This window comes from Klebsiella sp. JN_Kp126 (assembly GCF_033843325.1).
GTDB classification, from domain to species: Bacteria; Pseudomonadota; Gammaproteobacteria; order Enterobacterales; family Enterobacteriaceae; genus Klebsiella; species Klebsiella michiganensis.
Genome location: NZ_JAWXQV010000057.1, coordinates 54,741 through 67,682, shown reverse-complemented (window position 1 = coordinate 67,682; position 12,942 = coordinate 54,741). Strand labels below are relative to the sequence as shown.

At 58.6% G+C, this 12,942-nt stretch carries 12 protein-coding genes; 9 read left to right on the top strand and 3 right to left on the bottom strand.

Annotated elements, in window-relative coordinates; all coding sequences use genetic code 11:
- Positions 1-22: 22 nt before the first annotated feature.
- Positions 23-2,125 carry an elongation factor G gene (fusA, locus tag SIK97_RS13455; protein ID WP_025107724.1) on the top strand — a complete coding sequence of 701 codons (2,103 nt, stop codon included), beginning with the start codon at positions 23-25 and terminating at the stop codon, positions 2,123-2,125.
- Positions 2,126-2,230: 105 nt separating this feature from the next.
- Here fusA and sbcB read toward each other — a convergent pair whose 3' ends face one another.
- Complete coding sequence (gene sbcB / locus SIK97_RS13450) at positions 2,231-3,655, bottom strand: exodeoxyribonuclease I (RefSeq protein WP_057173218.1); 1,425 nt, start codon at positions 3,653-3,655, stop codon at positions 2,231-2,233.
- Positions 3,656-3,835: 180 nt separating this feature from the next.
- Here sbcB and dacD point away from each other — a divergent pair, with 180 nt between their 5' ends.
- The 7 genes from dacD to cobS all read left to right on the top strand — a co-directional run bounded on the left by dacD (position 3,836) and on the right by cobS (position 10,070).
- Positions 3,836-5,002, top strand: a complete 1,167-nt coding sequence (gene dacD / locus SIK97_RS13445) for a serine-type D-Ala-D-Ala carboxypeptidase DacD (RefSeq protein WP_014230017.1) — start codon at positions 3,836-3,838, stop codon at positions 5,000-5,002.
- A gap of 153 nt (positions 5,003-5,155) precedes the next feature.
- On the top strand, positions 5,156-6,592 hold the full coding sequence (locus SIK97_RS13440) for a capsule assembly Wzi family protein (protein ID WP_047723374.1): 1,437 nt from the start codon (positions 5,156-5,158) through the stop codon (positions 6,590-6,592).
- Positions 6,593-6,718: 126 nt separating this feature from the next.
- Positions 6,719-7,192 carry a DNA gyrase inhibitor SbmC gene (gene sbmC, locus SIK97_RS13435; protein ID WP_025107721.1) on the top strand — a complete coding sequence of 158 codons (474 nt, stop codon included), beginning with the start codon at positions 6,719-6,721 and terminating at the stop codon, positions 7,190-7,192.
- A 98-nt stretch (positions 7,193-7,290) separates the two neighbouring features.
- The gene (locus SIK97_RS13430) at positions 7,291-8,349 is read left to right on the top strand and encodes an FUSC family protein (protein ID WP_004103626.1); all 1,059 of its coding nucleotides are present in this window, start codon (positions 7,291-7,293) and stop codon (positions 8,347-8,349) included.
- Positions 8,350-8,517: 168 nt separating this feature from the next.
- A complete protein-coding gene (locus SIK97_RS13425) occupies positions 8,518-8,853 on the top strand; it encodes a DUF496 family protein (RefSeq protein WP_004103624.1) in 336 nt (111 codons plus the stop codon).
- A gap of 193 nt (positions 8,854-9,046) precedes the next feature.
- Positions 9,047-9,259, top strand: coding sequence for a bifunctional adenosylcobinamide kinase/adenosylcobinamide-phosphate guanylyltransferase (locus SIK97_RS13420; protein ID WP_004852374.1), 213 nt, complete (start codon positions 9,047-9,049; stop codon positions 9,257-9,259).
- A 70-nt stretch (positions 9,260-9,329) separates the two neighbouring features.
- Positions 9,330-10,070: an adenosylcobinamide-GDP ribazoletransferase gene (gene cobS / locus SIK97_RS13415; RefSeq protein WP_014838908.1), complete on the top strand. Its 741-nt coding sequence runs from the start codon at positions 9,330-9,332 to the stop codon at positions 10,068-10,070.
- A gap of 364 nt (positions 10,071-10,434) precedes the next feature.
- Here cobS and SIK97_RS13410 read toward each other — a convergent pair whose 3' ends face one another.
- On the bottom strand, positions 10,435-11,544 hold the full coding sequence (locus tag SIK97_RS13410; protein ID WP_047723377.1) for an adenosylhomocysteinase: 1,110 nt from the start codon (positions 11,542-11,544) through the stop codon (positions 10,435-10,437).
- A 185-nt stretch (positions 11,545-11,729) separates the two neighbouring features.
- Here SIK97_RS13410 and SIK97_RS13405 point away from each other — a divergent pair, with 185 nt between their 5' ends.
- Complete coding sequence (locus SIK97_RS13405; RefSeq protein WP_047723379.1) at positions 11,730-12,461, top strand: HPP family protein; 732 nt, start codon at positions 11,730-11,732, stop codon at positions 12,459-12,461.
- Positions 12,462-12,510: 49 nt separating this feature from the next.
- On the opposite strand, the gene SIK97_RS13400 is transcribed toward SIK97_RS13405, so the two are convergent.
- Positions 12,511-12,900, bottom strand: coding sequence for a tautomerase family protein (locus tag SIK97_RS13400; RefSeq protein WP_047723381.1), 390 nt, complete (start codon positions 12,898-12,900; stop codon positions 12,511-12,513).
- Positions 12,901-12,942 lie beyond the last annotated feature (42 nt).

Sequence of the window (12,942 nt, the reverse complement as noted above, 5' to 3'; positions counted from 1 at the left end):
TCACAATGACTAAGGACGCATCATGCCCCGACCCATCCCCCTCGAACGTTATCGCAACATCGGTATCTCCGCGCATATCGATGCCGGCAAAACCACCACCACCGAGCGCATCCTGTTTTATACCGGGATGAGCCACAAGCTGGGGGAAGTACACGATGGCGCGGCAACCACCGACTGGATGGCGCAGGAGCAGGAGCGCGGGATCACCATTACCTCCGCGGCGGTGAGCTGCTTCTGGCCCGGCATGGACCGCAGCTTCGAGCCGCACCGGATTAACATCATCGATACCCCCGGGCACGTGGATTTCACCATCGAAGTGGAACGCTCCATGCGCGTCCTGGACGGCGCGGTGATGGTTTACGACTCCGTCGGCGGCGTGCAGCCGCAGTCGGAAACCGTCTGGCGGCAGGCGAATAAATACCACGTTCCGCGGCTGGCCTTCGTCAACAAGATGGACCGCCCCGGCGCGGATTTTTTCCGAGTGGTGCAGATGATGATCGATCGCCTGAAGGCCAATCCGGTGCCGATTGCGATCCCGGTTGGCGCCGAAGAGCACTTCACCGGGGTGGTGGATCTCATCAAAATGCGCGCCATTTTGTGGGATGACGCCACCCAGGGGATGACCTTCAGCTATGCGCCGGTGCCTGACGACCTCGTGGAAACCGCCCGTCTGTGGCGGGAGAAAATGGTCTCGGCGGCGGCGGAAGCCAGCGACGAACTGATGGATAAATATCTCGAAACCGGTGAGCTGGACGAGGCGGAGATTGTCGCCGGTCTGCGCCAGCGCACGGTGAAGGGGGAAATCCAGGCGGTGCTGTGCGGCAGCGCGTTTAAAAACAAAGGCGTGCAGCGGATGCTCGATGCGGTGGTTGAGCTGATGCCGTCGCCGCTGGATATCCCGGCGATTCAGGGCGTGGATGAGAAAGGGCGGCCCGCTGAACGTCATCCGGGCGACGACGAGCCGTTCTCGGCGCTGGCCTTCAAGCTGATGACCGACCCCTACGTTGGACAGCTGACCTTTATCCGCGTCTATTCCGGGACGTTGAAAAAAGGCGATGCGGTGTGGAATCCGGTGAAAGGTAAGAAAGAGCGCATCGGACGCATCGTGCTGATGCAGGCCAACGATCGCCATGAGGTGGACGAACTGCACGCCGGGGACATTGCCGCCTGCGTCGGCCTGAAGGATGTCACCACCGGCGACACGCTGTGCGACCCGGATGCGGTGATTACCCTCGAACGGATGGAGTTTCCGGAGCCGGTGATTTCGCTGGCGATTGAACCGAAAACCAAAGCCGATCAGGAGAAAATGGGTATCGCCCTGCAGCGGCTGGCGGCGGAAGATCCGTCGTTTCGTCTGCATACTGACGAGGAGTCAGGCCAGACGATCGTTTCCGGGATGGGCGAACTGCATCTGGAGATTATCGTCGACCGCATGAAGCGTGAGTTTGGCGTCGAGGCGAATATCGGGCGTCCGCAGGTGACCTATCGCGAGACGATCCGCAAAACGGTCAAAGAGGTGGAAGGTAAATTTGTCCGCCAGTCCGGCGGTAAAGGGCAGTACGGTCACGTGGTGCTGACCCTTGAACCGCTGGAGCCGGGAAGCGGTTTTGTGTTTGAGGACGCGACCAAAGGCGGCGTGGTGCCGCGCGAGTACATCCCTTCAGTGGAAAAAGGGCTGCGCGAAGCGATGGGCACCGGCGTGCTGGCGGGCTATCCGGTGGTGGATATCAAGGCGACCCTGACGTTTGGTTCGTATCACGACGTCGACTCGTCGGAGATGGCTTTCCGGATGGCGGCGATATTTGGCTTCAAGGAAGGGGCGCGCAGGGCCGACCCGGTTATTCTTGAACCGGTGATGCACGTGGAAGTGGAGACCCCGGAAGAGTACGCCGGGAATATCATGGGCGATCTCTCTTCCCGTCGCGGAATGGTGCAGGGGATGGAGGAGCGGTTCGGCAGCCAGATTATCCGCGCCGACGTGCCGCTGGCCGAGATGTTTGGCTATTCCACCACGCTGCGTTCAATGTCCCAGGGCCGGGCGACCTACAGCATGGAGTTCCACCACTACGCGGAAGCCCCGCGCAACGTGGCTGAGGCGATTATCGCCAGCCGCGCCAAAGGCTAAGCAACGTTCCCGGGTGCGACGCGAGGCGTCTTACCCGGGCTACGAATCCTGCCATCGTTTGTAGCCCGGGTAAGACGTTAGCCGCAACCCGGGAATTTCTGCCAATCAAACAATATCCTGCGCGTACTGCCACAGCGCCTTCAGCTGCGCCAGCTTCTCTTTATCGTCCGCATACTGCTGGTACAGCATCTGCAGCTCATCGGCGTAGGCCTGCAAAAACTCCGGCGTAAAGACCTGGCGACGGTGCTCTAACCAGCGCTGCTGCTCGGCTTCATCCAGCGTGCCGGGATAGTTGCGCGCGCGATAGTTGAACAGCAGGCGCTCGATACGCTTATCGGCGAAGGTAATATCCAGCGCCGGCAGGTTGCGCGGCTCGGTTTCGAGTACGATTTTCATCGCCGCGCGGTCGGCATCGCTGAAAAAGCCGTTATACAGCTGCGTATCGACGTTATCGGACGGCACAAACGGCTCCGCTTCGGCAAAAATCGCCACCGCTTTCTCGCGTACCTGCGGATTGGCCCGCAGCAGCTGGGCGTTCTCCAGACAGCGCTGGATATTGATGCCCAGCCGGTCGGCATCCTGCGGACGCAGGGTGTTTTGCTGCGCCAGCACCGGGCATTTATTCAGGTGGACCAGCTTAATCGGCACCGCGGGCAGGTCGCCCAGCTCGCTTTTCGGCGTATACAGCCGCTCGCGCAGGGTGTCGGCATCGAGCTCCAGCAGGGGGGCGATGTCTCCGGCCAGGTCGACCATAATCACCGCGTTACGGTTGTCCGGGTGCCACGCCAGCGGGGCGACCAGGCTGGTATTGCCGCGCGCCGCGCCGAACATGCCGGAAACATGCACCAGCGGTTTGATTTGCGGCACGTCAATCAGCGTCGCCAGCTTACGCTTGTTGCGGTGGGCGTAAAGATAATCGAACAGGCGCGGCTGCTGGGTTTTCACCAGCTTCGCCATGGCGATGGTGGCGTAAACGTCAGCCATCGCGTCGTGGGCGTTGCTGTGTTCGATGCCGTTAGCGACGGTCAGATGCTCCAGCCGGAAGCTCGGTAAGCCCTCTTCATTTTCCGGCCAGTTGATCCCTTCGGGGCGCAACGCATAGCAGGCGCGCATCACGTCCAGCAGATCCCAGCGGGAGTTGTCGTGCTGCCAGCTCCAGGCGTAGGGATCGTAAAAATTACGATAGAGAATGTTGCGCGTCACTTCGTCATCGAAGCGCACGTTGTTATAGCCGACGATGCAGGTTTTCGGCACCGTGAACAGATCGTGAACGCGGCGGGCGAAAGCGGCTTCGTTGTCCCCCCTGGCGTTCGCGTCCTGCGGCGTTATCCCGGTGACCATGACCGCCTGCGGCTGCGGCAGATAGTCATCGGCGAGCCTGCAGTAGAAGACTTCGGGTTCGCCGACGATATTCAGGTCTTCATCGGTGCGAATGGCGGCAAACTGCGACGGTCGGTCGAGCGAGGGACTGGTGCCGAAGGTCTCGTAATCGTGAAATAAAAATCCGGGCTGGCTGGCGCTATCTTGCATAATCTGTTCATTATTCCTGGTGGCGAGCAGCCTTCATGGTAAACGATTTGCCGGGCCATCAGAAGGGTATCCCCTTTGTCTCGCGTCGGCGATGTCATATTTTCTTGCAATTAAACCCTGATTTGAAACGAGAAGTTCCGTAAAAAGGACGGCGAATCTGTCAATTTAGAGGATATGCCGTTGAAAGGCCGTTTTTTTATTGCTGTATCTTTGCTCGCTGCGAGCGTTTCCTGCGCATTTGCCGCCAATGATTTTCCCGTCAACGTGACGCCTCCTTCTATTCAGGCCGGTTCCTGGGTGCTGATGGATTACACCACCGGCCAGATCCTGACCGCCGGTAACGAGCATCAGCAGCGCAATCCCGCCAGCCTGACCAAACTGATGACCGGCTACGTGGTCGATCGCGCTATCGACAGCCACCGCATCACCTTTGACGACATCGTCACCGTCGGGAAAGACGCCTGGGCGCAGGGTAACCCGGTCTTTAATGGTTCTTCGCTGATGTTCCTTAAGCCCGGCGATCGGGTCAGCGTACGCGATTTAAGTCGCGGGCTGATCGTTGACTCCGGCAACGATGCCTGCGTGGCGCTGGCGGACTACGTCGCCGGCGGCCAGCCGCAGTTCGTCGCGCTGATGAACAGCTACGTGGAAAAACTGCATTTGCAGGATACCCATTTTGAAACCGTCCACGGTCTGGACGCGCCGGGTCAGCACAGTTCGGCCTACGATCTGGCGGTGCTCTCGCGGGCGATTATTCACGGCGAGCCGGACGTCTACCATATGTACAGCCAGAAGAGCCTGACCTGGAACGGCATTACCCAGCAGAACCGCAACGGGCTGCTGTGGGATAAGACCATGAACGTCGATGGTCTGAAGACCGGCCACACCTCGGGCGCCGGTTTCAACCTTATTGCCTCCGCGGTGGACGGCCAGCGCCGGCTGATTGCGGTGGTGATGGGAGCCGACAGCCCGAAAGGGCGTGAACAGCAGGCGGCGAAGCTGCTGCACTGGGGGCAGCAAAACTTCGATACCGTCCAGGTCCTGCAGGACGGCAAGCAGGTCGGCGTTGAGCGTATCTGGTATGGCGATAAAGAGCAGATTAAGCTGGGGACCGATCAGGACTTCTGGTTAGCGCTGCCGAAGTCGGAAGTCTCGCGCATTAAGGCCAAATACGTGCTGGATAACAAAGTGCTGGAAGCGCCGATCGCCGCCCACCAGCGGGTTGGCGAAATCTCCCTTTACGATGGTGATAAAGTGGTGGCCCACTGGCCGCTGGTGACGCTGGAAAGCGTTGGCAAGGGCGGCGTGCTGTCGCGCTTTAGCGATTATCTGCATCAAAAACTGTAACTTCTCCGCCGCTCCGCCCGGAGCGGCATCTCGTAGCTGTTTGATTATTATGCCGCTTCGGTTGGCGCTTCGTTTACTTTCACTCCATTACCTTACCCGGTCACCCTTCAGGAAAAAGCCTGGCGCTTGTGCGCCATAAATGGAGCTGGGAAGATGAAATACTTTGCGCGTAGTGCGCTTTCTCTGGGACTTTTCACCGTTTTTAGCACTTCTGGTTTTGCCTCCGGCCTCGTTCTGGCCGATAACGAATTCCGCAATGATTTAGCCTGGTTATCCGACCGTGGAACCCTCTCGTTGAGCCTGTCGACCTGGCCTCTGAGCGAAGAGGAGATTAAGCGCGCGCTGGCAAATGCCCATCCAACAACGTCCGCAGAGCGGGTGGTACTGGGTCGGGTAAATCAGCGATTAAGCGCGCTGAAAGCTGACGTGCGCGTTACCGGCTACAGCTCCACTGATAAGCCGGGCACGCCGCAGGGGTTTGCCCAGTCTTACCCCGCCGACCAGTCGCTTTCTCTCGCCCTGAACAACAGCGGCGAATGGTGGGATCTGCACCTGCAGGGCAATGTTGAAGGCGACAAGCGCATCAGTAACGGTTCGAGCGTGAACGCCAACGGCGCATACGGCGCGGTTAAGCTGTGGAACCAGTGGCTGGCGTTCGGGCAAATCCCCCAGTGGTGGGGGCCGGGCTATGAAGGTAGCCTGATCCGCTCCGATGCCGCGCGTCCCATGACCGGTTTTCTGCTGCAGCGCGCCGAACAGCGGGCGCCGGAAACCTCATGGCTAAGCTGGATTGGCCCCTGGCAGTACCAGCTTTCCGCCAGCCAGATGAACCAGTACGCCGCCGTACCGCATACCAAAATCTTCGGCGGCCGCCTGACTTTTTCACCGCTCACCTCGCTGGAGCTGGGAGCCTCGCGCGTTATGCAGTGGGGCGGCGAAGGGCGGCCTTCCTCATTCAGCAGCTTCTGGGACGGCCTCACCGGCAATGATAACACTGGCGACTCGGCCGACGATCCCGGCAACCAGCTGGCCGGTTTTGATTTCAAGCTGAAGCTGGCGCCCACCCTCGGCTGGCCGGTGAGCATTTACGGCCAGATGATCGGCGAGGACGAAGCCGGATATTTACCCTCGGCGCACCTCTATCTTGGCGGCGTGGAAGGGCATCATCAGTGGAACAGCAATGCGGTTAACTGGTATCTGGAAGCCCACGATACCCGCTCGAACATGGGGCGCACCAACTACATCTATAACCACTTTATCTATAAAGACGGCTACTACCAGCAGGGCTATCCGCTGGGCGATGCGATGGGCGGCGACGGGCGTTTATATGCCGGTAAGGTGGAGCTGGTAACCGAAGAGAATCAGCGCTGGAGCGCGCGGCTGGTCTACGCTGAGGTCAATCCGAAAAACCAGAGAATCAATAAAGCCTTCCCGCGCGCCGATACGCTGAAGGGCGTACAGCTGGGCTGGAGCGGCGATGTTATGCCAACGGTACGCCTGAATACCTCCCTGTGGTACACCGACGCTAACCACAGCGCCAGCGACGATGTTGGGGCCAGCATCGGCGTTGAGCTACCGTTCAGTTTATAATCGTATGGCGGCGATTTTTTCATCTTCTTGCCGCGCGGATTTGTGAATTGCCGCACATACTGTGGGTGATAGTACTGCTAATTTATGTGTATATACATACAGTATTTTATCAACAGTGGAGGCAGCATGGACTATAACGTTAAATCCGTAGGCAAGAAGAAAATTGCTGGTTTTCATCTGGTCGGTCCCTGGGAGCAGACGGTAAAACAGGGGTTTGAACAGCTGATGATGTGGGTCGATAACAGCCAGGTGCCGGCGCAGGAGTGGGTGGCCGTTTACTACGACAACCCGGACGAAGTCCCGGCGGAAAAGCTGCGCTGCGATACCGCCGTCACGGTGGCGGACGACTACCAGATTCCTGAGGGTAGCGAAGGCGTGATGATGACCGAAATCGCCGGCGGGGATTATGCGGTTGCCCGTGCCAGAGTCGAGAATTTTGACTTTGCGACGCCGTGGTACCAGTTCTTCGAGAGCCTGATGGAAAGCAAAACCCATCAGATGGCGATGAAGCCCTGTTTTGAAGTCTATCTTAACGATGGTAACCAGGATGGCTACTGGGATATTGATATGTATATCGCGGTCGAGCCGGCGGTGAAGTAGAACATTGTCCCTTCGTTTGACAAGGTTTATTACATTCGCGTGATGCTTGCGGCGAAAAAGCAGTTACAATTGGCCTTTTCGTTGTGTCGGAGTAGGTTGTGCGCGCGGATAAATCACTTAAGCCATTTGAAATTCGGCTGTATCGCCATTACCGCATCGTCCATGGCGTGCGAATAGCATTGGCCTTTGTGCTCACCTTTGTGCTGGTGCGCCTGCTTAACGTCCCTGAAGGCACCTGGCCCCTCATCACCCTGGTGGTGGTGATGGGGCCTATCTCCTTCTGGGGAAACGTCGTACCGCGCGCGTTTGAACGTATCGGCGGCACGATCCTCGGCTCGGCGCTCGGGCTGGTGGCGCTCAAGCTGGAGCTTATCTCTCTGCCCATTATGCTGCTGTGGTGCGCGGTGGCGATGTTCCTCTGCGGCTGGCTGGCGCTGGGCAAAAAGCCCTACCAGGCGCTGCTGATCGGCATCACCCTGGCGGTAGTGGTCGGCGCGCCGCCGGGCGATATGACCACCGCGCTGTGGCGAAGCGGCGACGTGATCTTCGGTTCCCTGCTGGCGATGCTGTTTACCGGTATCTGGCCGCAGCGGGCCTTTCTGCACTGGCGCATTCAGATGGCCAGCTACGTCACCGCCTTCAACCGTCTGTATCAGGCGGGCTTCTCGCCGAACCTCGTTGAGCGTCCGCGTCTGGAAAAGCATATGCAGAAGGTGCTTAACGACGTGGTGAAAATGCGCGGATTAATTACCCCCGCCAGCAAAGAGACGCATATCCAGAAGGCCATCTTTGAGGCGATCCAGACCGTCAGCCGTAACCTGGTGTGTATGCTGGAGCTGCAAATCAACGCCTACTGGGCGTCGCGTCCCGGCCACTTCGTGATGCTTAACGCCCATACGCTGCGCGAAACCCAGCAAATGACCCAGCAAACATTGCTGACTATCGCCCACGCATTGTATGAGGGCAATCCGCAGCCGATTCTTGCCAACAATGAAAAGCTCAACGAAATCGTGGCCGAACTGCGCCAGCTCATCAAAGAGCAGCAGGACGACAATTTCTCCGAAACGCCCATCCACGGTTATGTCTGGTTAACTATCGAGCTGGCGCGCCAGCTCGAACTGCTGTCGCATTTAATCTGCCGTGCGTTGCGTAAATAAAGACCAGACTCACGTGGTTTTTCCATCGCTTGCTTCGATTCAGCAGCGTTTAGGGTTATGATAACGGCAAAGGAAAAAACATTGTCATCAGCGGCTGCTAACAGTTATGTTAGCCCTATGTAGCAGTCGCTTTAGCGAATCCGAATCTCAAATATTAGGGGTATAAAAATGGAAACAACTAAGCCTTCTTTCCAGGACGTACTGGAGTTTGTTCGCCTGTACCGTCGTAAGAACAAATTGCAGCGTGAAATTCAGGACGTTGAGAAAAAGATCCGTGATAACCAGAAGCGCGTACTGCTGCTGGACAACCTGAGCGACTACATCAAGCCGGGCATGAGCGTTGAAGCTATTCAGGGCATCATCGCCAGCATGAAGAGCGATTACGAAGATCGCGTTGACGATTACATCATCAAAAACGCCGAGATCTCCAAAGAACGTCGCGATATCTCTAAAAAGCTGAAAGCGATGGGCGAAGCGAAAGTCGAAGATAAATCTGCCGAGTAAGCCCCGTTAATGCGCTCCGGCGGCGCTCGCCGCCGGAGTTCCTCTTCTTCCTCTTGCGTGACCTCACAGTTCCTTAGCAAAACCGCCCGCGCGACGCTGAACCTTTACCCAGGAATTTGGTATACTTCCGCCGTAAACATATTGATATCGGAAGGGTTTATCTCATGCTGTCCCTGCAACAGGTGCCGCCGCGATGATACTGATGACCGGCGACGCGCTTAGCGGCCAACGCCGTGACGCCGAATCTTTACTCAACTCTTTCGTTTCGGCGATCTTCATCGCTACCTCCCGGCTCTCCGACAACCAAATGGCCGCGCGCATTCAACACCACCGTGATACCCGGCTTGCCCACTGGCGGCTGGAAGAACGCGGGCAGGCTTTCTCCGCGCGGCAGCCGCGCGGATAAGTCAGGTCACGGTCGGTGGCGGGCGTGAATAACCGCTGCCGCGGGGTTTATCGACAGGAGTCATCACTCAATGATTAAGTCTTTTTTTGCCGCATTATCATTTATCAGCCGCCTGCCGGTCCCGGCGCGTTTATCTCAGGGGCTGGAAATTGAACAATATCAACGCAGTATCATCACATTCCCCCTGGTGGGGCTGCTGCTGGGGGCGATTGCTGGCGCCGTTGTGATGCTGCTGCAGCCGTGGTGCGGCGGCCCGCTCGCCGCGCTGCTCGGCGTGCTGGCGCTGGCGCTGTTGACCGGCGGGTTCCATCTTGATGGGCTGGCGGATACCTGCGATGGCATCTTTTCCGCCCGCCGCCGCGAGAGGATGCTGGAAATCATGCGCGACAGTCGGCTGGGCACTCACGGCGGGCTGGCGCTGATTTTTGTGCTGGTTGCAAAAGTGCTGGTGGTCAGCGAAGTGGCGCTGCGCGGCACGTCGGCGCTTGCCGCGCTGGCTGCCGCCTGCGCCGTCGGCCGCGGTATGGCGGTGCTGCTGATGTATCGTCAGCGCTACGCCCGGGAAGAGGGGCTGGGCAACTTATTTATCGGCAAAATCACGCTGCGGCAGATGCTGATTACCATGGGGATCGCGCTGGCGCTGGCGACGCTGCTGCTCGGGGTCAACGGTCTGCGGGCGGCGCTTATCACTCTGGTGCTGGTTTGGGCGCTGGGTCAGGCGCTGAAGCGTACCCTGGGCGGGCAAACCGGTGACACATTAGGCGCGGCGATTGAGCTGGGCGAAGTCATATTTCTGCTGGCCCTGCTGTAGGCATTGCTTTATTCCCGGTGGCGCTGCGCTGACCGGGCTACCAGTCCACCGCTGTCTGCGGTCCGGTGCCCGGGCAAGGCGCAGCGCGCCGCCTGCGGGGAATGTGTCGGAGTGACGGATTGGCGTGGTTTCTCCCGGCTCGCGCTGCGCTTAGCCGGGCTACAAATTCACAGCTGTCTGCGGGCCGGTAGTCCGAACAGGCGCATCGCGCCGCCTGCGGGGAATGTGCCGGAGTGATGGATTGGCGTGGTTTCTCCCGGCTCGCGCTGCGCTTAGCCGGGCTACGGGTGCATCACCGTCTGCGGGCCGGTAGCCCGGACAGGCGCAGCGCGCCGCCTCCGGGAAAATTATTCAGCGCATGTGCTTACAGCGCTTTTTGCCATACGCTCTGCGGCAGGAGGTAAACATCTGCCGGCGCCGTCATGCCGTCGGTCACGATATGCTGAATGCCGCTGGCCATTACCGCCAGGGTCACATCAAAGGCGTTCAGGCTATCGCCAAAGCCTGCGGTCAGGTTGAGCATTGAACCGTTCGCCATCAGATAAACGTTTTTATCGCCCATCCGGTAAGCGTTGATATAGGGCATGACCTCTTCATGACGGAACTGGCGCAGGTACTCACAGTCAATCTCCTCCGCCACGTGACCCACGTTGAGAATAAACACTCCGTCTTTGGACTTATCCAGCGCCTGGCGGTTAACGACTTTTTTACCGCCGGTCGCCGTGGCCACCACGTCCGCGGAGGCAATCGCCTCCTGTAATTCAACGACGTGCCAGCCATCGTAGGCCGCCTGTAGTCTCCGCGCCGGGTCGATTTCCGCTACCATTACCTGGCCGCCGAAGGCCTTCGCCGCCGCCGCTACGCCCTGGCCAACCAGACCATAGCCGATGACCAGCACTTTTTTCTCATGCAGGGTCAGGTGGGTCGTCTGGAAAAAGGTGTGCCAGGCGGTCAGGCCGACCATATGACGGTTGTGCAGGCCCTCTTTTACCGGCAAATCATCCCAGTTAAAAATCGGGTAGCCGGGGCGAATATCGCCCAGGCGGCTAACGCCAGAGCCGGTCGCCTCAAGGCCCGCGACGATGTTGCCAAACTCCCCGCGCTGATGCAGTAGGGTGGTAATATCCGCGCCCATTTCGCACAGATGCGTCGGCTGCCAGGCAATCGCTTTTTCCCAGGATTGCTGCCAGTCGGCGTCGCTCATATCCCGCCAGGCGCAGGCTTCCGCGCCGCGCTCCACCAGCCAGGCGACCACGTCATCCTGCACCGTCGTTGGGTTACAGGTGGTAAGAAAAACCTTCGCCCCTTTCTCCAGAATTCCCTGTACCAGGGGGATCATTTTCATATCGAGGTGCATACAGCAGGCGAGACGCACCTGGCTGAGATCCGGCAGGGCGGCGACCTGACGCAGGGTGCGCGGCATATTCTGACTGGCCCATGCGATCTCTTTCTCTAATTTTATCTTGTTATTCAACGTGTTTGACCTTCAATCCATAGAATGCTGATACCCAGAGGTGAGGGAATTTTAACGTAGCGCGCGCCGTTTTTACATTCACAAAATGAATGACGAAAAGCCACGACAAAGACATGGTTGTTAAAATAAGGTTAAAAAAAGAAAATGAAACATAAGTTCTTATTATGACGTAAGCGAGCTACACGATGTTAAGCGTTTTACCCGGATCGCTCTTTTCGCGGATCCGCATTTTCCTCGGTCGCCTCAAGCCGCACGCCCTGCCGGTTGCCAGAAAACATATTGTTCTGGCCTCTCTCGGCGCCGGGACGGGACTGGCGGTGACCAGCATGTTCAGCCACTGGCTGTTAGGCGAGGTCAATATCTGGTTTATCGCGCCAATGGGCGCATCGGCAGTGCTGCTGTTTGGCGTCCCGAGCAGTCCGCTGGCCCAGCCGTGGTCGATTGTCGGCGGCAACGTGCTCTCGGCGCTGATTGGCGTGACAGTGGGAATGGCGATCCCGAACCTGGCGCTGGCCTGCGGCGTGGCGGCGGGGCTGGCGATCGCCGGTATGTATTTCCTGCGCTGCCTGCATCCGCCGGGTGGGGCGGTGGCGTTAACGGCGATCCTCGGCGGGGCGGGGGTGCAGAGTGAAGGCTACCACTTTGTTCTGACGCCGGTATTGCTCAATTCCCTGATGCTGGCGCTGCTGGCCATCGTCTTCAACAACCTGGTGGGACGACGCTACCCGCACCCGCTGGCCGCGGAAGAGGTAAAGGCCAAAGCCGTACCGCTGGGCCTGTCGGTGACCCGCGATGATATTCACGCGGCCCTGCTGGACGGCCAGTTTCTCGATATCGATGAAGACGACGTGCAGGAGCTGCTGGAAAATATTGAACATAAAGCCAGACAGCGTATCGCCGGCGCCCGGCGATCCTGATTTTCCCGCCACCCGCAGGGCGATGCGGCGAGCCGCATCGCCGCCAGGGCTAAAGTTCGCCGGTGATGTACTGCGCCACGCCGCAGCCAAAACTCCAGTCCCCTTTGTGGTTGCTGATTACCGAGACCATCAGATCATCGCCGCTCAGCCCGCAGTGCTCCCGGAGCTCAGCCAGCAGGGTGGCATAAAAAAGCTGCTTCTGTTCTTCGCTGCGCGGGCTGGTATATACCCTCACCACCACCACCTCCCGGCTTCGCGTCAGCCCCAGCCCGGTATCTTCAATAATCATATGATGAGCTTTGTTTTCGTGAACAATCTGGTAGCGGTCGCGCTCTGGCACCTTGAACGCCTGCACCACGGCGCGATGTGCCGCATCCAGCAGGGTTTTGATCTCGTTTTCGCTGCGTCCTTCAATGATATCAAACGTCAGTAATGGCATAGCAGATGGTCCTTATTGTCGGGTTACCTCAGTGAGAGAGAT